Origin of the sequence: Mycolicibacterium alvei (assembly GCF_010727325.1) — a bacterium.
Taxonomy (GTDB): domain Bacteria; phylum Actinomycetota; class Actinomycetes; order Mycobacteriales; family Mycobacteriaceae; genus Mycobacterium; species Mycobacterium alvei.
Map to the genome: position 1 here is coordinate 79,171 of NZ_AP022566.1, position 19,949 is coordinate 99,119.

At 64.3% G+C, this 19,949-nt stretch carries 29 protein-coding genes and 1 pseudogene; 7 read left to right on the top strand and 23 right to left on the bottom strand.

The window, feature by feature from the left end; translation table 11 throughout:
* Window positions 1–258: 258 nt before the first annotated feature.
* The 4 genes from G6N44_RS27820 to G6N44_RS27835 form a co-directional block, all read right to left on the bottom strand.
* The gene (locus G6N44_RS27820) at window positions 259–1,524 is read right to left on the bottom strand and encodes a hypothetical protein (RefSeq protein ID WP_163670523.1); all 1,266 of its coding nucleotides are present in this window, start codon (window positions 1,522–1,524) and stop codon (window positions 259–261) included.
* 124 nt (window positions 1,525–1,648) lie between these two features.
* Window positions 1,649–1,894 (bottom strand): hypothetical protein, encoded by a 246-nt coding sequence (locus G6N44_RS27825; protein WP_163670525.1) that lies wholly within the window; start codon window positions 1,892–1,894, stop codon window positions 1,649–1,651.
* A gap of 226 nt (window positions 1,895–2,120) precedes the next feature.
* The gene (locus tag G6N44_RS27830; RefSeq protein WP_163670527.1) at window positions 2,121–2,723 is read right to left on the bottom strand and encodes a hypothetical protein; all 603 of its coding nucleotides are present in this window, start codon (window positions 2,721–2,723) and stop codon (window positions 2,121–2,123) included.
* Complete coding sequence (locus G6N44_RS27835; protein ID WP_235683161.1) at window positions 2,707–2,982, bottom strand: helix-turn-helix domain-containing protein; 276 nt, start codon at window positions 2,980–2,982, stop codon at window positions 2,707–2,709. Before G6N44_RS27835 ends, G6N44_RS27830 begins: the two co-directional genes overlap by 17 nt.
* Window positions 2,983–3,263: 281 nt before the next feature.
* On the opposite strand from G6N44_RS27835, the gene G6N44_RS27840 reads away from it, so the two are divergent.
* Window positions 3,264–3,713, top strand: coding sequence for a lipoprotein LppJ family protein (locus G6N44_RS27840; RefSeq protein ID WP_163670529.1), 450 nt, complete (start codon window positions 3,264–3,266; stop codon window positions 3,711–3,713).
* Between the two features lie 568 nt (window positions 3,714–4,281).
* On the opposite strand, the gene G6N44_RS27845 is transcribed toward G6N44_RS27840, so the two are convergent.
* The 14 genes and pseudogenes from G6N44_RS27845 to G6N44_RS27905 all read right to left on the bottom strand — a co-directional run bounded on the left by G6N44_RS27845 (window position 4,282) and on the right by G6N44_RS27905 (window position 12,815).
* Entirely contained in the window at window positions 4,282–4,812 is a 531-nt protein-coding gene (locus G6N44_RS27845) for a hypothetical protein (protein WP_064915165.1), read from the bottom strand.
* Between the two features lie 316 nt (window positions 4,813–5,128).
* Window positions 5,129–5,674 (bottom strand): annotated as a pseudogene (locus tag G6N44_RS29650) (HD domain-containing protein); the annotation flags it as partial.
* A gap of 245 nt (window positions 5,675–5,919) precedes the next feature.
* Window positions 5,920–6,363: a hypothetical protein gene (locus G6N44_RS27855; protein ID WP_163670533.1), complete on the bottom strand. Its 444-nt coding sequence runs from the start codon at window positions 6,361–6,363 to the stop codon at window positions 5,920–5,922.
* 175 nt (window positions 6,364–6,538) lie between these two features.
* Window positions 6,539–7,609 carry a nucleotidyl transferase AbiEii/AbiGii toxin family protein gene (locus G6N44_RS27860; protein WP_163670535.1) on the bottom strand — a complete coding sequence of 357 codons (1,071 nt, stop codon included), beginning with the start codon at window positions 7,607–7,609 and terminating at the stop codon, window positions 6,539–6,541.
* A gap of 4 nt (window positions 7,610–7,613) precedes the next feature.
* On the bottom strand, window positions 7,614–8,345 hold the full coding sequence (locus tag G6N44_RS27865) for a type IV toxin-antitoxin system AbiEi family antitoxin domain-containing protein (protein ID WP_235683162.1): 732 nt from the start codon (window positions 8,343–8,345) through the stop codon (window positions 7,614–7,616).
* The gene (locus G6N44_RS27870) at window positions 8,342–8,773 is read right to left on the bottom strand and encodes a hypothetical protein (RefSeq protein ID WP_163670537.1); all 432 of its coding nucleotides are present in this window, start codon (window positions 8,771–8,773) and stop codon (window positions 8,342–8,344) included. Before G6N44_RS27870 ends, G6N44_RS27865 begins: the two co-directional genes overlap by 4 nt.
* A 137-nt stretch (window positions 8,774–8,910) precedes the next feature.
* Window positions 8,911–9,618 (bottom strand): HNH endonuclease family protein, encoded by a 708-nt coding sequence (locus G6N44_RS27875; RefSeq protein WP_088304739.1) that lies wholly within the window; start codon window positions 9,616–9,618, stop codon window positions 8,911–8,913.
* Between the two features lie 167 nt (window positions 9,619–9,785).
* Complete coding sequence (locus G6N44_RS27880) at window positions 9,786–10,100, bottom strand: hypothetical protein (protein WP_088304738.1); 315 nt, start codon at window positions 10,098–10,100, stop codon at window positions 9,786–9,788.
* Window positions 10,101–10,383: 283 nt separating this feature from the next.
* Complete coding sequence (locus G6N44_RS29150) at window positions 10,384–10,536, bottom strand: hypothetical protein (RefSeq protein ID WP_170309466.1); 153 nt, start codon at window positions 10,534–10,536, stop codon at window positions 10,384–10,386.
* Between the two features lie 153 nt (window positions 10,537–10,689).
* Entirely contained in the window at window positions 10,690–11,175 is a 486-nt protein-coding gene (locus G6N44_RS27885; RefSeq protein ID WP_157923420.1) for a DUF4262 domain-containing protein, read from the bottom strand.
* Between the two features lie 76 nt (window positions 11,176–11,251).
* Complete coding sequence (locus G6N44_RS27890; RefSeq protein ID WP_133062535.1) at window positions 11,252–11,506, bottom strand: hypothetical protein; 255 nt, start codon at window positions 11,504–11,506, stop codon at window positions 11,252–11,254.
* A 213-nt stretch (window positions 11,507–11,719) separates the two neighbouring features.
* Window positions 11,720–11,974: a hypothetical protein gene (locus G6N44_RS27895; RefSeq protein WP_163670539.1), complete on the bottom strand. Its 255-nt coding sequence runs from the start codon at window positions 11,972–11,974 to the stop codon at window positions 11,720–11,722.
* A gap of 69 nt (window positions 11,975–12,043) precedes the next feature.
* Window positions 12,044–12,373, bottom strand: a complete 330-nt coding sequence (locus G6N44_RS27900) for a hypothetical protein (protein WP_088304733.1) — start codon at window positions 12,371–12,373, stop codon at window positions 12,044–12,046.
* Between the two features lie 217 nt (window positions 12,374–12,590).
* The gene (locus G6N44_RS27905; protein WP_088304732.1) at window positions 12,591–12,815 is read right to left on the bottom strand and encodes a hypothetical protein; all 225 of its coding nucleotides are present in this window, start codon (window positions 12,813–12,815) and stop codon (window positions 12,591–12,593) included.
* Window positions 12,816–13,203: 388 nt separating this feature from the next.
* On the opposite strand from G6N44_RS27905, the gene G6N44_RS27910 reads away from it, so the two are divergent.
* On the top strand, window positions 13,204–13,932 hold the full coding sequence (locus tag G6N44_RS27910; protein ID WP_133062534.1) for a cytochrome C oxidase subunit IV family protein: 729 nt from the start codon (window positions 13,204–13,206) through the stop codon (window positions 13,930–13,932).
* 144 nt (window positions 13,933–14,076) lie between these two features.
* Here G6N44_RS27910 and G6N44_RS27915 read toward each other — a convergent pair whose 3' ends face one another.
* The gene (locus G6N44_RS27915; RefSeq protein ID WP_163670541.1) at window positions 14,077–14,385 is read right to left on the bottom strand and encodes a hypothetical protein; all 309 of its coding nucleotides are present in this window, start codon (window positions 14,383–14,385) and stop codon (window positions 14,077–14,079) included.
* A gap of 37 nt (window positions 14,386–14,422) precedes the next feature.
* Entirely contained in the window at window positions 14,423–14,566 is a 144-nt protein-coding gene (locus G6N44_RS27920; protein ID WP_157923419.1) for a hypothetical protein, read from the bottom strand.
* A gap of 148 nt (window positions 14,567–14,714) precedes the next feature.
* Here G6N44_RS27920 and G6N44_RS27925 point away from each other — a divergent pair, with 148 nt between their 5' ends.
* From G6N44_RS27925 to G6N44_RS27935, 3 genes are all read left to right on the top strand, one after another.
* Window positions 14,715–14,993: a hypothetical protein gene (locus G6N44_RS27925; protein WP_088304730.1), complete on the top strand. Its 279-nt coding sequence runs from the start codon at window positions 14,715–14,717 to the stop codon at window positions 14,991–14,993.
* Window positions 14,994–15,132: 139 nt separating this feature from the next.
* Complete coding sequence (locus tag G6N44_RS27930) at window positions 15,133–15,471, top strand: hypothetical protein (RefSeq protein WP_088304729.1); 339 nt, start codon at window positions 15,133–15,135, stop codon at window positions 15,469–15,471.
* A gap of 196 nt (window positions 15,472–15,667) precedes the next feature.
* Entirely contained in the window at window positions 15,668–16,786 is a 1,119-nt protein-coding gene (locus tag G6N44_RS27935; protein WP_163670543.1) for a hypothetical protein, read from the top strand.
* A gap of 32 nt (window positions 16,787–16,818) precedes the next feature.
* Here G6N44_RS27935 and G6N44_RS27940 read toward each other — a convergent pair whose 3' ends face one another.
* Both G6N44_RS27940 and G6N44_RS27945 read right to left on the bottom strand, forming a co-directional pair.
* Entirely contained in the window at window positions 16,819–17,184 is a 366-nt protein-coding gene (locus G6N44_RS27940; protein ID WP_088305622.1) for a Fis family transcriptional regulator, read from the bottom strand.
* Between the two features lie 9 nt (window positions 17,185–17,193).
* Complete coding sequence (locus G6N44_RS27945; RefSeq protein ID WP_133062591.1) at window positions 17,194–17,910, bottom strand: DUF6884 domain-containing protein; 717 nt, start codon at window positions 17,908–17,910, stop codon at window positions 17,194–17,196.
* Between the two features lie 173 nt (window positions 17,911–18,083).
* Here G6N44_RS27945 and G6N44_RS27950 point away from each other — a divergent pair, with 173 nt between their 5' ends.
* Entirely contained in the window at window positions 18,084–18,635 is a 552-nt protein-coding gene (locus tag G6N44_RS27950; protein WP_235683163.1) for an ASCH domain-containing protein, read from the top strand.
* 12 nt (window positions 18,636–18,647) lie between these two features.
* On the top strand, window positions 18,648–19,160 hold the full coding sequence (locus G6N44_RS27955; RefSeq protein ID WP_088305624.1) for a hypothetical protein: 513 nt from the start codon (window positions 18,648–18,650) through the stop codon (window positions 19,158–19,160).
* A 308-nt stretch (window positions 19,161–19,468) separates the two neighbouring features.
* Here the strand turns inward: G6N44_RS27955 and G6N44_RS27960 are convergent, their stop codons facing one another.
* Complete coding sequence (locus G6N44_RS27960) at window positions 19,469–19,903, bottom strand: helix-turn-helix domain-containing protein (RefSeq protein WP_235683164.1); 435 nt, start codon at window positions 19,901–19,903, stop codon at window positions 19,469–19,471.
* Window positions 19,904–19,949 lie beyond the last annotated feature (46 nt).

A 19,949-nucleotide genomic window follows, 5' to 3' on the forward strand; every position in this document is an offset into this window, starting at 1 on the left:
CGATTCCCTCACCACGGGCCGCTTTCCGCGGGCGGCGCATCTACGGGTTCTCAGCGTTCGCAGAGTGGGGCTCGTCTTCGGCCTGTTCTTCGGCCCGGGCGATGCATAGTTCGATCTCGCGTTCGTGACAGGTGGTGATGTCTGACATTGCCACACCTTTCTTCTTCGTCGTGTACACCATGGAGCTGAAATCTGCTGGGGCGTAGCGTCGTCCGACTTGGCGACTCTCGTCATCGGAGCAGAAGTATCCCGGTGGGTTCACGTGGCCCCTCGGGGATCGCCCGGGCTGAAGGCCAGTAGGCCCAGGATGAGGTTGCGGTGTTGGGTATCGGGATTGTGTCCTGCGGCGCCTTCCAGACCCCCGTATTTTCGATGGAACAGCGCTTCCATCCCCATGCTCAAGACGTTGTTGCGGCTGTGGTCGGGGTAGTCGATGCCGACGGCAACGTCGGCGAATCCTCCGTCTCGGTACCAAGTGTCGCCTCCGATCACATACCGCTTGCGGCGTTGACCGACGACACGGCCCTGCAAGAAGGTTTCCGTCGCCAAGGTGACAGCATGATTGTGCTCGGCCATGCGGTGGCTGAGTTCGTGCAGCATCACCGCCGGATCTCGATGAGCGCGGTCAAGTGACGCGTAGGGCCCCACGGGCCCAGATGCGATGTCCTGGCCGACGTAGACGAAGCCCGGCCGATCGCTGGCCACGGTTCCCACGTTGGGCCGCCGGCGCCGATAGGTCGCCAGCCGGGCCCGTAATTCTGGGGTGTCTTCGACGAGTGGCATCGCCCAGCCCTGACTGAGTTGCACGTGCGGGTAGGGCTCGGGCGCGGTGGTCAGTCCGTCGGTGAGCTCGCCGGCCTCTCTCGCCATTAGCGGCATCGTCAGCATGGGAGCTTGTGTCGCGGGGCGGTAGCACGACGAAATGCCGCCCACGTTGCTGTCTTCCTTGATGATCAACGGTTTATACGGCGGCCGATTGGTTGCCTGGACCCACTCGTCGGGGAAGTAACCGCTCTGCTGGCGTGCCATCTCGACACCCTCGCGGTAGCTCCCGGGTTGGGTTGCCAACTCTGCAGTTCCGAATGACCTGATTTCGGCCAGCGTGTCGCGGTATGCCAGAGCTCGCGCCTGCAGGACCGCGTCCCAGGTTTGGTCCTCGGCGCCCTCGGGCGGCAAGGGGTGGCTGAGCTCGACTTTGTAGGCCACTTCGGCGCCGGCTTCGATGACCGCGTCGCGGTATTGCCCTCGGTATCCGTCGTCTACGCTGGCCCGTTGGTAGGCGTCGTGGACCTGGTCGCGTTCCACACTCCACTCGTCGTCGAACCACCCGCTACTGCTTCCACCCGCGCCCCCGGGCAGCGTGCTGTAGGCATCGGACGCCCCGCCGGCAGGTTCCAGACCCGCCTCGAGTTGGGTTTCAGCTCGTACGAGTTCTGCGACGCTGCTCGAAGCGCGCTGATAGGCCGTCCGGGCATCCGATGAGCATCGCCGCGGTCCGCCGGGTTCGGTGCTGGATAAGCACATCTAGTGCTCCGATGCCGCGTTGACGTTGGAATTCACACATCGAGGCTATCGATTCCGTACCGGACGATTCCTGGGAAAAACGGCTCATTTTCGCCGATCGCGGTGAGGCTGCCAGCGAGTGACTTCAGGTTCCGCGGGCAGCCGCCGCACTACGGCGGCGATCCTCTGATGGCCGGCCCAAGGCCCTCTCCGGCGGCAGCATCGGTTCCAGGACATCGAGGGCACGTTCTGGGTCAGCTGCCACCCAGCGCAGCGCCGCTCGCAGATACCGAGTCAACGAAATGTTGCGTTGACGCAGCTCGGCGCTCGCTGCCGTGTATTCGGCGTCGTCGGGGCGATATGTCCGCTGTCGATCGTTATGACCGGCCATACCAAGGGATTCTAGTGGCGCCACAGACCCGAGCGCAGTTATCGCGGTCGGCGCATACCGATTCGTCGCTCCCCCGGCGTGTCGCGACCCACATTGTTCTCATCGCCATGGCCCGGACGCCACGGCAAGCGCGTGCCGCTACCGCGGCCGGTGGGGCCAACAGCCAGACCCGGCCCCGGCGGCATTCACCGATGGCGCCTACTCGGCCGCCCGCGTGTCGGGCGGCCTAGGCACCGGCCACTTTGGCGATCTCGCGGCGGACCCATTGGCGCGTCGCGTCGGGAATCTCGACGGAGCGATCACGTGGATCCAGATCGACAACAGCCAGGGCAGCGACCACCTCGTCAGCGCGCAGTCGCCCCTGCCGGAACTCGTCGAGTGCTACCACTAGCGTTTCGAGCATCGCGCGCATCTCGGGCGGGTACTTTGCGAATTCCACTCCAGCCCACGCCAGAGCCTCGCCGCTTTCGCGATCGATGCGATCCAGCGCTCCGTTGACGTTGCTGCGGAATTTGCGCAGCAACCTGCTCTGCTCTTCGGATAAGTCCCCAGAGGCCAGCTCGGTCTCCGCCTCGTCGCGCCAGCCAGCCAGCGTTGCCACAATTCGCCGGCGGCGCCGATCATTGAAGCTCAGTGCGCGCCAAAATGTCCGCCACGCAGCTTTGTATTGCTTGTCCTGGCGGGCCGGCACTAAGTGTGCGGCGATGTAGGCATCACCGACCTGACTGGCCGTGACCTCGCCGACCCACTTCGGGGTCACCCTTTCGGGCAGGTCAACAGCGGGATAGTCCCAAGGGCGCACCAGGTACACATTACGGGCCGTCGTCATTGGGTCCCTCCTGGTCTAGCCAGCGGTCAATCGTGTTGGTGGATTTCGATAACAGCGCGGCGATCTCGCGGATCGAACCGCCTGCATCTTTGGCGCGGCGAACCGCTCGCCGCAGGGCAATCTGAGCACCTTCGGCGGCCGCAGCTGCGGCAAGCAGTTGCGATCGCTGCGGCTCCGGCACCGGCTTCGCGCGCGGGCCGGTAATCGGACGTGCACGCGCGCCAGGCGCTTCGATGTCGCCATTTCGCTGTTCGACCACCCGCACAGTGTATCGGTTATCGCTACACTTCCTGGGACAGAATTGACCGGTTCGGGAGCAGTGCCGCTCGCACCTACCGAAGCGGTGCTCGATACGTCTGGTCACGGAGATCTACTGTCGAGGTGGCCGGCCGGGATCACCCGGTAAAGCGCGGAACGGCGCGCTCAGGATCGTCACCGTCATCAGGAACGCAGGGAGGAGCATGAGCATTGGGTACGCGCTGGAGACACGCGATCGGGGCATTGCTGTTGGCCGGGGTGACGGTCGGATGTGGTGACGGGGTGACAGATCCAATGTCACCGAAGCAGGCACGGGCGCAAGTGATGTATGCCGGCAAAGAGTTGGTCCGGGATCTGAAGTTGCGGGACAACCTGACCAGAACGACGTTCACCTACGAATCCTGCACCGACGACAACAAGGGCCCGTTCAGAGGCAAGCTTGTGATGATCTTCTGGATGCCCGGAGCGGCCCGGTCCGCGCCACTGGACCCTGCGACGCTCATTACCGCACTGCTACAGCACGGATGGCAGGGCGATCCCGACTCCCACTCACACAGCAGCGCAACGTTGACGAAGAACGACGTGGACGCATACGTACATGTGGTCGAGGCCTACCCGCCCCCAGTAGGACACGCCAGCATCGACCTCTACGGCCAATGCCGCGACACCTACGACCACTCTAAAGACCCGTTCGACCGCGGCGACGTCACCGCCGAGTTGGAATCGCAATAGCCCCTGGCTACTTCGCAGCCAGACGGGCGCCCGGTCATCTCGTGTACCAGTTCTGTATCGGGCCCAGAGTTCCTGGAATAGTCGTTGCCAATCACCCAGGCTTTCGCTGGTGTCTATCTGGGGCAACAGGTCGTCTTACTGCCACACGACATTTGACAGCGGGGAACTTGTCGGTGGCCGCGCTGAGCGATAGTCACAGTCGATGCCGGTGCGGTCAGGCCAGACGGTGGTGACCATTCCGTCCGGACACTTCGCGCATGCACCCCCAGCGAGTTGAGTTCCGCCCGCAGGACACGCCGCTGGCCCGGAGGCAGCGGCCACTCCGGCCGATGCCGGGAGCAGTAGCGCGCACGACACGAAAGCATGGATCACCTTGTGGGCCATCGTGTTCCTTCCTCTCACCCGCCGCAGTGCGATCGCCGGGACGACGCGTTCATCGGCACTGCACGCATTGCCCGCGACGCCAGCAAGTCGTGACACGGATCCATTGCGGCCAGCGCAGGCACTCTGGTCACATGAGATAGCGGCACCTCCATCCGACTCTCCTTGTCGCGCAATTTGACTGGATTCATAGGGACACCTTGACAAGAATCTCGCTCGGCCCCGAACCGTCCCGCTCCCTGAGCCGCAAGTAGGTCAGTCGGTGCCGACCATCGTCAATACCCTTGGCTTCATCACAAACAGTGATCGGGAACAGCAGGTAGTCGCCGGCGACGAACCGGCCACCATCCCATCGAGCCCCATGAGGAATATCGTGGTCGTCGCAATGCGTTCTTGCACTGTCAATCCAGTCGCCTTCCTCGACCGCCTGACCAAGACACCCGACTCCGTGCGCGAAAGCTGTCGCGCCAGAAACCACTTCGACGACCGAGGGGCTCCAGCTGGCTTGACTTAGCCATTGATCTACGACCGCCCGGTAGCGCGCGTCAGTCGCGAACGCCCGTTCGTGAGCGGCCGGGTTGTCACATTCGGCTTTGAGGAGGTCCCTCATTGCGCGGCGAAGCCCAGGAATCTCGTCCTTGCCCAGCCCGGCGGGCCAGGGCAAGGCAGCAAGTGCGCGCACCTCGTACCGAAACAGTTCGCCTCGTTCTACCTTCATCCGAGTCGATCGCACCCAGGAGAGATCAGGTCACAACCAGTTGCCGGATTCCACGCAACCTCGGTCCTCTCGATCTTCGAAGCGCTCATCGCACTCCGCGAGCGCTGTTGAACCGCCCGTTGTCTCCGGTCCCGAATGCCCAGACTCCTTGGGCCGCTTCCCTACCCAGTTGGCCGACCGCGACCTTGCGTTCGAGATTGCGAATCTCCTCCTCGGAGAAAATGTCGCCGTGGTCGGCCGATATCCACGAAGCCAGCCGCTCGGCCGGCGCGCCCTGGCGTTGCTCCGCGTTGCGGGCCGCCTCGGCTGCAGCGAGGACCCGGCGGGCATGAGCCACAAGCAAAGGCGCCGACTTGGTGATGGCTCGATGAACCGGATGGTCAGCCGGGTATCGCGTGAGCACCTCGATGAGACGATCGCCGGGATTCACCGATGAACCGTCTGGCCCAGTGCACAGATCCGCACAACTCAAGATGGCCAACTTGGCGGCCTCGGGCACTGCGTACTCAGCCAGCAGATGCTGGAGGCCTCTTTCCTGAGCCTCGAACGCCGCGCCGGTGTGATGCGCGACGAGGCCTACTACCTCCGCTGGAATGCCTCCACTCATCCCCACATAAGCGGCTAGATAGGCGGCGCCATCGATGGGATGAAATCGGGTGTCGATCAGGCATGGCGCATATCCGATGTCGTGCAGCCAAGCCGCGCAGACGATCTCATCAGCAGACTCCGGCGCAAGCACTTTGGCCAACTCAGCGGCGGTAGTGGCCACCCCGATGGTGTGAGACCACCGGCGGGGCACCGCATCCGCAAGAAGTGCCTCCGCGATCTGCCGCGCCCGCTCGACATCCAGCGAGACCCTCATACCAGTTCTCCTCCCTGATTTCGTTTGGCCAGGTCTATCTTCAACACCGGCCCCACAACTGCTGCGCTGCTTGGGGTTGGTTTCCACGGCGACTCCACTCCATGGAACTTGCAGCTGATTCCAGCTCGGAAACAGAGCTTGAAGCGGATTCGCGTGCCGGCCCAGGGACATCACGCTTTACCGCCTTCTTGCCGAACATGTGCGGCCTCCTTCGCCTGGAAAGTTTGCCTATTCACCTGAATCAGTTACGAATTCGGCGTGGAATGCTTGGTTTGTCGGCCGGCGAGATCCCGTCCAACACCCCATACGGCGATCGCGTGGGCGCCGACGGCGGCGAGCATGATGCCAAGCGGGCCAACAAGGTTGATGATCCAGTCCGCAGCTGACGCGTCATTGCCGCCGGCCGCTTCACCTGGCGCGCTGAGAAGAAACGGCAATATCGGCCCAGGGAACATCCGCATACCCACCGCGACGATGGCCACCGCCACACCAAGACCGAGTAGCAGATGCTGCAGCCTCTGCCGCTCCGACAGGCCGCCTCGCCGGCGGCGTAGCGTATACGAAGCCACAACCAGGACCGTCGCGGCGAGCGGCACATGGAACAGCAGGACGGGCGGGGTCAGGTAGGCCAGCGGTCCCCAGAACCGCACCTGCTGAAACGTCGAAAGGACTAGGACATCACCGTTCATCGTTCGCTCTTCCTCTCGCCACCGGTACCAGCATCGTGGGCAGTTCGCGAAGCCTTACTGCTACTGGCGTTTTTGACCGTTCATAATTGCTTCGCATCCTGATTTCGATTCGCCTGCAATTCTCCCCCGCAGGCCAGGCACCGTGCGGCGGGTTTCGCCACCGATTCCCGTGCAATCACTGTGCGGATCCACGATGAGTCCCGCGCACTCGGTCCTTGTCGTCGCGGGCGGCCCAGGTTTGGCGATCTGGGTCCCAGCGGTGATGGTCTACCGTTCCGAACAGCACCGGACCAAGGAATCGGTTGGCTTCTGCGAGCGCACCATTGGCGGTGTGAAGCTCGGCCGGCAGCGGGGTGCCCTTCACCCGTGGCGGGTAGGCCTGGTGCCAGCTCGCATCAGGCAGTACGAGGTGCCGTGGAATCGTCACCCCGCGCCGCTGTTGTTGCAGGTCGAGCGCGCGGCGCAGTTCCCCGGCGTCGACTGCAGTGCACCGGGCCAGGATGACGATGTCGGCCAGGTCGTGTGGTCGACTGGACGCGACGTTTCCGTTCCCGTGGATTTCGTACATTGCCGCGACTTTGTCGGCGAGGTGCGCGGCCACGGGGTACACCGGGACGGCCGGCAGCGGGTGGACGTCGTCGATGTCGACCACTGGGGCCGCGGTGAGCGGTTCGGCCGGAAAGGGGATGTAGTGTCCGGTGGCGATGTCGATTTTCGCGGCGGCGAACCGTCGCCCTTCGAGCCCGTAGACGATGGTGCCGGTGAACGTTCCCGGGCCCAGGGCAGGATTCAAGGTGATATCGAATTCGCCGTGCTCGCCGCCGCGGCGTTCGGTGGCTTCGGTCAGGACCGCAAGTAGGTCTCGTGCCTCTATTCCTGCGGCGATGTCGACGTCTGTCGTTGAGCGTGCCTCTGGCGAGCGGATTTGCAGAGCGGTGCCGCCTGTCAGCATCCAACCCGGTCGCTCGTCAGCGAAAACCCGTGACAGGAATTGTTGCAGGACAAAGCGTCTCGCGATGTCGTTGTGCTGCAGCCCGCTCTGTTGCGAGGCGAGGCGGATCCGATCGTTGAGTGCACTGCGAAAGGCCCGCGCTGAGCTGTAGGTGCGGTTGGCGTCCAGTTGTGAGGTGAGTTCGCCGGCCCGCGCGGCCAGGCGGTCACGCTCGGAGCGTGCGCGTTCGTAGTTGTCGCGCGCGTCCGACGGGCACCGCCGGGGTCCACCTGGCTGGTCTGCCGAGCGACACATGGTGCTATCCGAGCCGGCGGCCGGCGGCCTCGGCGAACAGGATCGCCAGCTCGGTGCCGTTGCGCGCGCCGTATCGGTCGGCATATGGGTTCAGCAGGTATCCGACTTGTTCCCTGGTTACCAGGTTCTGTGCTACCGCGTCGGCGATCACCGTTCCCAGGTGTGATCCATCGATTCCCGCGAGAGCAAGGTCGGCAATGATGCGGGGCGCGGTGCTCACTGGCAGCCCGTCAACAAGGTCCCAATCCACGCCTCGCTGCCCGATAGCGCGCACGTAGGTGTGCACGGTCGAGGAGCGCACCGAGACGCGCCGCGGGGCACTCAGGTGCATACCGGCACTGACCACGGTGCCCAGCTCGCGGATCACTGCCGCTGTTTCGTGGCTGAGCACAGAATCCGGATCGGCCCGTCGCACTGCGATGTCGGCCGCGGGGCGCAGTGCCAGCCACTGCGCTGCCCAGTCCTCGTAGGGGTGCTTGTCGGCGGCCGCGTCGGTGAACGCGTAGACGCCGTCATGGGCCCGCCACAATTCGCCTTTCTGGGCGCCGCGGTGCAGTGCCGCCGAGGTCACACCCAGGTTTCGGGCTTGTGCAGCGGTGAACAGCCCGAACTGGTCGGCGGCGATCGCTCGCAGCCGACGCCAGGGCGCGTTGCCCGCGGCCATGCACGGATAGTAGCGGCGCCGGTGTGGCGGCAGGGGCCGCCACACTGCGCGCCGCAGCACTAGCTGGGTCATCGCACCTCCTGCATGAGCTGCCTCAGCGCTTTCTGGACGCCGCTGAGGACGGCACTTCGTAGTTCTGTTGATGCCCGTCCGTTGCACGCGCCGGCGGCGAGGACAAACCGGGACAGGTCGGCCAGGTCGGCCAGGCGCTGCGCGGATCCGGGTGTTGGCGTTCGTTCGGCCACCAAATTGCTCAGCCGCATCGCGCCACCGATGATGTTCAGCAGTGAACCGACGCCTGGGGGCAGGACACGTTCCTTGAGCAGGCCGAGTCCCGGTGCCGGTTCCGGGTGTTCGCTTTGGTGGACCAGTTCGGCCAGCGCGCTGGCTACCTCACCGGGCAAGGGGGCAGGGCCGTGGTCGAGAATCGTCTGACACAGCAGTCGCACCGTCGTCCACGCGATCGTGGTGTGTCCCTCGGGAATCGTGGAGACGTTCATCGCAGCGCTCCTGGGGCGCTTTTCCTCAGGGGCACAGTGTGTTTGATCAACACCACTGACTTCAGCCCGTGCCACTGGCCCGTCCATTCTGTCGCGGTACGAAACATGATTGATGGATCCGCCGACTGTCGGCCTGCCTAGGCCGTATTCAGACACGAACGTGTGGCGGTAGCCTTTTCGGCCTGGGTGATCGGTAGCGCGTATTTGACTGCCACGCCCAAGACCCGGCCGATATAGGTGCAAACGAAACCGACGTTCTCAGGAAGCCATTCATCCAGTCCACCATCGGATTTCGACATATTAGCCTTACCGGACACAACAAGGAGGTTGTCGTGGTCGTTGGCAAAACGCTGCCGCTGCTTGAGATCCCACGCCCACGCCCCCGAATCCCAAGCCCTGGCAAGGGGATACAGATGGTCGACCTGCAGCACGCTGGCTTGCGTGTTGGTGTACTGAATGGTTTGGCCGGTATAGGGATCGGACTGCAGAGTTCCTGAGAGAACCTTGCAATTGCGCGTCCCGGGCTTGAATACCACGTCGGTCAACGCCTCACGCAGCATCGTTTGCCGTGTATCGCAACCCGTCCGACTGTCCGGGTCGTTCCAGGCTGGGCCGAAGACGCATTGGTGGCCCTTCTTGCAGCTCCGGTCATATCCGGGAACGTCTGCGATGGTGGGCACCACCTGGACTTGGTCAAGCAGCGCTCCGATCTGCCCAGCATCGGCGACGGCCACCGCGGTGGGCCCGCCGGTAGAACGCTGCACTACACCGGGCGCATACACACCAGCGGCGATCGCCGCCGCGCCGATCGCGGCCAGCGACCAACGCAACCGTCCCCTGCCCATCACACCTCCAGTTGCTACCGATGCCTTGTGCAAGACATCGAGTTCTCAGTATCGGCGACAAAACGGGGCCGCCGGACACGAAAATTGGGCCAATACCGCGGCGTTGCGGCTCCGGAGAAGACGGTGCGCGCACCCGGCCGCGGCCTGCACGTTCGCTGTCGAGCGCGTTAGGCCAGAAAGAGAATGAGCCCGATCAGCACCCCAAGAGCGAACAGCGCCTTGGTCGTCGGTGGGTAGCGCTGCCACAGCGACGTCAATCCCTGGGCTGGCTGCGCGGCGGCGGGCTGCGCCGGATAGAACCCGAACGGTCCCATGGGGCCGTTGCCGGCGGCAGCTTCCACGTAGACCACGCGCACATACTGCGCGCCGTTGGGCACTGACACCGGCGCGATCACGTCCGCCTCCGGGAGGAATCCCGCCGGCCATACCGTCGCGTCACCGAAGCCACGGTGCGGCTGCGGCCGATCCTGCACGTTGTTCATGACGCTTACCCTACTCTTTGCCGTAGCGGCTTTCGCTACAGTTTTTGCTCCTTTTAGCTTGATTTGCACCTAAGTGCTGTATCGGTTACTGCACCAGTTCACCGCGCGGCCGCGGCCGGTGGGCACTTCCTCGGTCGGGTCGTGCACTGGCCATCGCGACTACCGTATCGAGGGCTGGCCCCCTCAAATCTGGGAAAATCGGGGCAGTTTTGCCCGGCAGCGATCCGCCCGGATCAGCCGAGGGTGCAGCAACCGGTGCTGGTTCTCGGCCGGGAACGGGCCATCAGTACTGGCCCGCCGCCAGTTCGGCCTCGAACTTCTGATGTTCGGCACGGCGCTGGGCGCGCTTCTGCTTGCTGTTGCCGGCCTTGGTGCGCTCGCCGCAGCACTTTCCACAGCAGGGCTGGCGCCCGGGACCGAGCATCTTGGCATGCATGATCAGATCTCCTTCGTTTGGTGGCGCGGGCATCGCATGCCCGTCCGGTTGCGTTCGGCCGTATTCGGCCTGATGAGTTGAAGTGTAGGTAGAGCCACCGACAAGTTGGCGATCGCGCAGCTGGGCCCGACCGGCCGCAGTCGTCGACGCGCGTCAGGTCTTCGCCGGAGCAGTACCACGCAAGGGTTGAGCAGCAGAGCTCAGTGCGCACCCTGGTTCCCAGGGCAGCCTGCCCGCCGCGTCGGGCCACACGATCTGCACCGCGCTCCACTGGGCATAGAGGCAGTTGACCAGGAGTAGGTCGCGGCTGTCGGTCATGGGCATTGCGGCCAGTTCCAGCCCGCCGCCGACAACCTCGGGGAAGCGTTCGCCGGGTGCGGGTCCAGCTCCACGGTCGATGAGGCGTCGGGCCAGGGTGTCGAGGAGCTGCTTCGCCACGCTGGCGGGCACTCCGTAGATCGCCAGCTCGGGCTGCCCGATCGTGGTCAGTCCCACCGTGTAGACGTACCGCACGTCAGGGTCCGCTGCGGTGGGGAGCACGGCTACGGTTGTCCACCCGTTCTCAGCGATCTCGAAACGCAATCGCTGGACCGTGTGAGCTATGAACGCTTTCACATCAACGCCGTCGTCTTGTGACATCGGACAGGTTTCCTTTCTTCGACAAACGATTTGGTGGGCCGGATCGGCGGATCCGCCGCGCAGCACTGAACGCCAGTCAGACCCTGGGCTGCGCGGTGACGTAGTCGCGGCGGGCATCCGCGATCCCGCCCCGGACGGCCGAAAACAGGCATTGACCGCCGTTGAGCATCGCGTGGATACGTTTGGGCGTGACCAGTTCCGGGTGCCCGGCACTCAGGTACAGCATGGCCAGGTCATAGGCATCGCAGCGCACGCGGTAGGCGCCGCGGGTGTGCGCGCGTCGATAGTTGCGCGACATCGCCTCCAGATCAGGTGCGGCAGTCGTGGTCATGGTCATCCTCCTGACTGTGGTGGCCGGGTTGTCGCGCCCGACCGGATGTTGTTGGGACCGTTGCCGCGAGTCGCCATGGTATCGATTGGTACCGACAAGGTTTGGCGGTCGAATCGCCTTGCGGTGTTCAATGGTTCGCCCACACCGCGCCGCCCCTGGGGCCTGTGGCCGCTGCCGGCCCGCACGTGTGTCCCTGCGCCCGGGTGCAGCGATCTACAGGGCCATTCCCTTCGCTAGGTATTCGAAGTAATGCATCGGATCCGCGTGGCGGAAATCGATGCGAACGAGAGTGTCCCGGATGGTGCTCTGGTCTTGCGGTGAGGCAGCTTTGGCGGCCTCAATGACAGCAGCGACGGGGATGATGTTGACCGGCCACTGGGTGCCTGCCACCTCGAAATAGTGGTCTTGGTCGAGTTCCTTTTCGTCGACGTATGCGTCAAGCCATTGGCTGAAATCTGGTTCACACATTGGCTGTTCCTTTTCTTGAAGTCCGACCCACCACCGCCGCGCTGGTGCAGCACGTGGCGGGTCGGTGGGCTACGCCTCGATGTACACAGTCGACTGGTGCACGCCGTTCATCACGGCTGAGACTGGAAGCCAGTGCTCGAAGGTGGCTGACACGTGCACGAACTGGTCGCGAATGTCGGTGCCCGGGCGGGCGTCGAGTACCGACCCTGGTGCATCCACCACCCTGCGAAGCACGCCGTGCATCACGTTTCCACCGCGAGACGGCACGGGGGCGATGGCCGCTGGGTCGTCGATGTCCTGCATCCAGCGGATCTTCAGACCGCGGGTCGCGCCGTCCAGCACGCGCGCCGAGAGGAGGACTTCACCGTGGGTCATCGGTGCAGGAATGGTGTTGGTCATGGAAGTGACCCCCTTTCGGGCTAGGTGACCGGTGCTCGCAAGCACGGGCCGGATGGGGTTGGCATATGTTGCACCAACGGGTTTCAGTGTAGTCGGGCCCTCCGACAAGTCAGACGGCCTCGTTCCGGTCCCCGGCTGGGTTCGGTGCGCCGGACGCATCTCGCGCTGATTGGCTTAGATGCCACACCCCGGCGCACCGAACGCCAGCATTGGGTGTCTATCCGCCTGCAGTCTCTTGCGCCTCGGCCAACAGCGCCGGGGCGCTGAATCGCAGTCCGGCGGTCAGTTCTTCCATAGTCGGCGGACGGTCCCATGCTTCACCGAACTCCTCAATGATCTTCTGGAGCGCATCTCCCATCAGGTCGGCGGGGCCGTCACCCCACACCAGTGCACTGTCTACGGCGAACGAGTCACCTTCTGCGGTTGTATTCCACCAGCCCATTATCGTTGTCTCCCATCGCATTGCGGCCCCGGTCGCGGCCGGGCTCACTACCTATTGTATGCGTGTGGTCTGACACTAATACCCTAGATATGTTGTGGCCCAACGTATTACATTCACTCGGCCGTAGCTGCCGGAGTTCTCCGGATGGTGACGGCGTTCCCGGACGTGTTGCGCTGAGGTGTATGACCGGCTGTCGGCGGCCACGAAGGGTTCGCGGGACTGGCGTCACACGGCCGAGGAGGAATGTGCCACCGCGCTGTGCATCGGTCGACCTTGATGGCTCGCCCGTTTCAAGGGTTCACTTGAGTCGAGGTATGCGCGAGGATCGGCGGGCCACGCGTCATTTTGCCGCTCAGACACTGCCTGGCCGGCCCTTACGCTAAGACGCATGACGCGACCCGCATCCTTTGGCCCTTTGCCCCCGGGACAGATCTGGCCGGGCGATCCGGCTGCGGCGTGGGCCAGTGCTGCGCGGACCCCGTTGCAGCGGCGACGCCCGCTGCCCGCGTTGGCCACGGCCAAAGATTTCGAACGGTCGATGGCCCACCCCGATGAGAATCGGATCTTCGCAATGATCATGGGGGTCGTCTTCGTGGCCTTGCTGGCTTTGACGATCGTCGCCTTTCTCGTCGGCGGGATCCCATTCCCCTACTCGCTGGTTATTGCGGTGATAGGGGCGGTGGCGCTGGTGCTGTTCCCGAAGATCGTGTATCGCACCACCTGGAATCGTCTGCACACCCGCGCAATGGCCGGGGCGATGCTGTGCGATGTGTACCCGTCGACGCTGCCGCTGCCAGGCACCGGTGGTGCTGCGATTCTGCTCGACACCCGTATGCCCGACCAGTTGGCCGCGCATATCCACAATGCGTTTGTGATCTGGGCCGAGAGGGTGGCCTCGGATCCAGCTGCGGTCGCCCATATCGCGGACATGTTCGGCACTGACCTCGTCCGCGGGGCCGAAGAGCTGTTCGGGCCCCAGGCGCGCGGCGCCTTTGTTGCCGCCGATCGTGACGCTAGCGCCGGGGCCTGGCGGCTGATGTTGCCCGAGGCTGCACCCGCCGATCCTCACCATCCGTACCGCAATGGGACGCTCGTAACGGTCAACGGCCCCAAGTAGTGCCGCCAGATCCACAGATCGTCCTAGCCGCCCTGGCCGAATTGATTGGGACGTAATCCAATCCGAGGTATGCGGCCCAAGCCGGCAAGCCAAAACACCGCGGACTAAGTATGCGGCGGCCAGGCTGAGCCCCGTGGCCGCGGCTCAATCGCCCGCGGTGTCAGCACGCTCGGATTCGTCGACATCAGCGGACCCAACGACCACCAGCGGAATGAGGACTCCGCTGGCCGCGTCGACGACATAGCCGCTGGGTGGATCCAGCGGCAGCGGAACCACGCTGCCGCCGGCCTCAGCGGCATAGCGATTGGCTTCCTCGGCCTGAGCATCAGTGAAGACACTCAATGCCTCGGGCTTCCCCGGTACTTGCACCAGCATGGTGAAGTCGGCGATCTCCTCGCTGCCAGTCCGTTTACGGGGCTTCTGAACGGCGTACGAACTGTAGTCTTCGGTCACGGCTCCATTCTCGCTGCCACCGCCGACACCGAACAATTCACGACGCCGCCGGCGCGTCGCAGCGTGACCACCCACCACCAGGTACGAAGCGCAGCACCTCGTCATTGGTGGCAACGATCGACTCGTCGATCTCGGCCGGCGACCGCAGAGCGGTGGTCGGGACATCGCCGCGCGTCTCCATCAACGTCTACACCATGCCCGCCGCTGACCCGTCCCGGCTCGACACCAGGGCCAACACATGCACGCCGTCACCGCCGGCTAACGCGAGACTGCTAGACATCGGGGTGTGTCGCGCCCCACGATCACCGGTGGGGCCGCAGCATCAACCCATGACCGCTGACGACATGAACCCACCAAGCTCGACACAGAGCACGCACGTGTACCTGATGTCCCACGGCGCGGACGGCGACCAGGACGTGTACCGGTTCGGCATAACACCCACCGCAGAAGGCGTGAGCGACGTGCTGAACCACTACAACCTCCCCACTCGCAAAGAGGTGATCGAGGAGTTCCTGGCCAACCCCGCCGCCCTGCGCCCAGACCTCAAGACCATCAATGGCCAGACGTACTACCTAGCCCGACACCCCCACCACCGCGAACCCGGCTGAGCCAACAGCCTGGAAATCACTACACGAGGCAACAGAGTTCAGGCAGGTAGGCGGCGCCGAACAAGCGCCGCCCCCGCCGCGCCCTGATCGGCGCCCCGCCCACCATCCGATAACGTCCGATACTCGACGAGAGGGAATCATGGGCGACAACAACAGTGAGACCAGCACCGAGCATCGTTCGGCACGGGACCGCATCGCGACCACGGCAGCCGAACACGGCTGGTCGGAGGCGTTCGGCGACGTCGCAACCAACGGCCGAATCTACGAACGATCAGAGCGGGTGATCATCATCGGCTATGCGCCGGCCGGAGCGGTCACCAGCGCAACCCGCATGTACGGATCCGCATCGACTCCGCTGCGCACCGACCTGCCCAAGGACGAACTGACCCAACGCGACCACGACAAAGCCGAACAGATCCTGACCTGGCTAGCAGAGCACGACGCGCCCGCGCCGCCGCCCGCCGGCACCGAGGCCTAGACCGCCAACATGGATCACGACCGCGAGCTCGGCGCCATTCACGAGCGCAATCGCCGCTCCTGGGAAGCGCTGATCGCGCACCACTCGACGAGGTGCTGCCCGAGATGACCACCGAAGAGGCGCAAGCCGTCCTTGCGACCCTGCAGCAGGCCCAAGCGTGCAAGCACCGCCGCGCCCAAAACAACTAAACCGGCTTATGGCGTCCGCAGAGTTCGTCGAGCAGCCCCCGGCCGGTTTCAACTACACCTACTGGTTCACCTGCCCCGACTGTGCCGGCAGGATCAACACCACCACGCTGGAAGAGCCCGTGACATGCGCGTGCGGCGCCGAGAACGACACCGCTGACCTCAACCCAGTCCTGCGTGACCCGAATGATGTTGCTCTGCGCGATGATTTGGTGGCCAGCCTGATCTGGTATCACACCAGCCGCTATGAAAACTGGCCCGACCGCCAAGCCTATGCGGCCGAAACAGCCGACATGGTCGCCGAGGGCTTCTCCTACCTCGACGAAGCAGCCCAACAGCAGATCATCGAGCAGCGCACATCATTCGCGCTGCACCTCGGCACTTACGAAGCGGCAATCGAGAACATGCTGCGCCGCCTCAGCGACCAAGACCCCGTGGACCGATCCACCGTCCGCTATTGGCTACACCGCGTGCACATCCACCTCGCACCAAACGACCTCCATCCACACGTCGGCGACGAAATCCCCAGTTACTTCGGCGAGGTCCCACTGTCCGAGCTCGACGAGCGCGGCGCCCGGGCGGTCCGCTACGTCAACATTCACGAGGCCCACGGATCTGTATCGCTCGCCATCCATCCCGACGTGATCGCTACCGTGGCCTCCATCGCACTCCCGCTCCAGTCCCTCGCCCCTGAAACACCCGCCGCGGCCGACGCGACCACCGCCGCGGCCGCGGCGCTCAGCGAGCTCGAACAGTCCCGGCCCGACACCACCGGAATCGATCGCATCTGTCTGCGTTTCCGGCCCATGCTCGACGCGAGATATCCCGACCCCCACGACCCAGAACGCCAGCGCATCGCAACGATCGCCGACCAGCTCGATGACTACGAGAACCGTCACTCAGCGATCTGGAGCAACCTGACTAACACCCTGGAAGCCGAATACCTGCCTCACATCAACGGGAATGTCCGCGAACGCTTTCACCACGCCCTGAGGCATACCGACGACCCGGCCGAGTACCACCGAGACTTCCAGGCACTCGCCGCACTGCTTACCCGACCAACCGACGTCCTCGCCGAGCTCGACACCGCCCCAGTACGAACCCTCAGAACCACCGACCACAACCAGTAGCGACAAGGGACGCCCGAGACCGTGTCACATGGTTATGCTTCGCGCCGCCGATACGGCGCGATCTGCTTGTTGGCCGCCTGCTGCGAAATCCCCAACGCCTCACCGACCTCGACATAGGTCGCGCCGGCATCGACCGCGGCCGCGCCGGCATCGACGTACTCAAACCCGGCCTGCCGCAGCAGAGCCGCGTGCAGCAGCTGAACATCCTTGGTCTCCGGAGCCCGGCCCCGCTGCACCGCCTTGATCAACCGGGCCCGCTGCAGCGGTGTCACCTGGCGACCCGCAACCCGCTTCAACCAGACATCCACGGCAAGTCCCAGCGAGTGCTCGGCCATCCCCGCAGCGAACGACTCGGCATCACGGGCGCCCGCAGCCCGAATCGACGGCTCGTTGCTCACGCAGCATGCCTACACCCCACGGACCATCCTCGACAACACCGCACGCTGATCCCCGATCCCACGCGCACCGGCGAACCGATCCACCAGCTCGACGTCACGACCCTCGGCGCCGAGCAGTTCCACGCCCTCACGCAGCACCGCCAGATAGCGCTGCGGAACCACCGCCTCGATGCGCTCAGCACCCAGCATCTGCAGCTGCCCGGCCACCCACATGCCATCCACAGCGCCCGATTGGCCCATCGTGACGTCGTACGGGTCGATGTAGTCGTCCAACGTCAACAACCCGTGCTTCGCAGACAGCAACAGCGCCTGTGCGCCCAGCTCGGCTGCCCGAACCTCCGCCGCGCGCACCGCCAACCGAAAATGATCACTGTCATACAGCTTGCGAACATGGTGAGCACGGTCCAACTTTCGCGCAGCACAGGGGATCACCACCAGCCGCCGGGCCCACCGCGGCTCAGTGGCCAGCCAGCCAAGCACATCATCGAGTCGCGATCGACCCCAGCCGCCAGCGCTGTGGGCCGGGGTCGGATCGTTGCCATAGCCAGTGCCGCAACCCTCCGGGAAGAACAACCCCACCTGCAGCGCGCGCCCCGTCGGGCTGTAGCCCAGGTGCATCCGAGACACACCCCGCGCCCACACGTTCTCCGAACGGTCGCTCGGGTACCGCCGCCAACCATGAGCCAGCGCCACCTGCTCAACGGTCTTATGTGCATGAATAGCCATCGCGCTACCTCCACGGGTCGGATCGAAATAGTCAGCTGCACTGCGGCAGTCAACCCAGACGCTAACCAGACGCACCGACACGAGAACAACCAACGGTTGTTACCAGGAACAACCGTTGGTTGTTGCACTATGCACGAAACGCAATGTCAGTACCCTGTCGTACAGTCCAAACCATGAACCACACGCGGCGGGCATCGAGCAATGAAGAGTCACAAGCCGACGCAACAGCGCTGCGCTGCATAACAATTCAGCAGCCCTGGGCATGGGCGATCTTCCACGGCAAAACCGTCGTGAATCGGACTCAGCAGTGGTCTTACCGAGGACCAATCGGAATCCATGCCGGCAACCGCTGGTCCGACCGCGGCGGAGCCTGCGAACTCGTCGACCAAGCATGGAACGACGCCACCACCGGATGCACCACCGCCGAATACAGCCACACCTCACGCATCTGGACCGCACGCGGCGAAATCATCGGCGTCGCCGACCTCGTCGACGTGCACCCCGAAATCGGAAACTGCTGCCAACCTTGGGGCGAATCCGCCCAAGTCGCGCACGGCGGCCGCCGCCGCCGGCGGATCACCCACCTCGTCCTGGAAAACGCGCGCTCACTGCCCGAACCAATCCCATGCCGAGGCGCACTAGGCCTGTGGATCCCACCGGCCGACATCATCGAACGCCTCCGAGTCGCCACGACGACAAACCAGCCAGCAGTCAATCACCAGTAGGGAATTCACACCGTGACACCGCCACCGACGACGGCAGGCGAACAGCTGACCATCGACTTTGATCCCGCCACCACACGCGTCCAGGCCGCCGCACGATCGGCACGCGATGCGGCCTTCGCCGAGCTCGTCACCACACAGACAGTGACAGTCGCGGACGCCCGGGCCCACGACCTCTACTACCAGCTCGATGACGACGACACCATCACCGTGTGGATCTGCCCCGCCTGCGGAACCTGGGAAGCCAACGAAATGCTGCTGGCGAACAATCACGGCATCGACCGTCACTACCTCGTTCAGTGGCCCAACAGTGAGTGGGCCAACGATGGCGCCTACTACGGCCGCCGCTGGTGCGTAGCACTCGATCTGACCGCCAACCATGCCACCTACGCCGACGGCCACCTACACAGCCGACAACTGGCCATGCTCGCCCAACTACGCCCCGACGTCCGGGAACGGTATGAACACGAGGTCAGGAATCGACCACACCGCCGCCCGGTCGGGCGCTCCGCTCGGCCCGCCACATGACACGCTGCCCCGTCGTCAAGGCCCCCGCGTGGCTCTTGATCACGGCTCATCCCTGCCTCACTGGACTTCTGCATGAGTAGCGCCATTCGCATAGCGATCTGCCCTAGCTCGACCGGCGGCGACAATTCGAGTCTGCGCAACGCCCTCCCAATGGCCACCAGTCGGCTCGATAGACGCCACTTCAAACGGCCCACCGCGAATCGCGCGCCGGCAACCATCCGGCCAAACAAGCGAGACGACGACGTCGCCCGCCTCAAGGTCGGCGATCGGCTTATCCATCCTCACCACCCCTGCCCTCCCGACGGAGTTCATTCGGCGACAGCCGGCCTGTCGGTCGAACCTGCAGCGATCCGCGCACCGAGATTCCGCAACTCTGACACCTTTTCGAGGACCGCGTTCACGTCGCGCTGGTCCATCTGCAGCAGACGAAGCCTCAAGGTGATCTCAATCGTCCCCGCGTCACCGAGGTCGATGACGTCGCAATCGTCGTCACCAGCTACAGCAGAATGAGCCGCGGCAACGGGATCTGACACCGCCGGAGAGACGATGGCGGCCAGGGGAACGTTCAGAATCTCTGCGGCGCGCAAGGCTTTGTCTGGTGTGAGACGTTTGCGGCCACCTTCGATGTTGGCCAAGGTTGGCCGGGCGATACCCAAAGCCTCACTGAACTTTTCGGTTGTCCAGCCCTGCGCCGCGCGCAGCGCCTTGAGGGTGGCCCCGACACGAACTCGATCATCACTCACAGTTCCCATACTATCCCAGGGCGGGAACGAATAGGAACATTTCGAG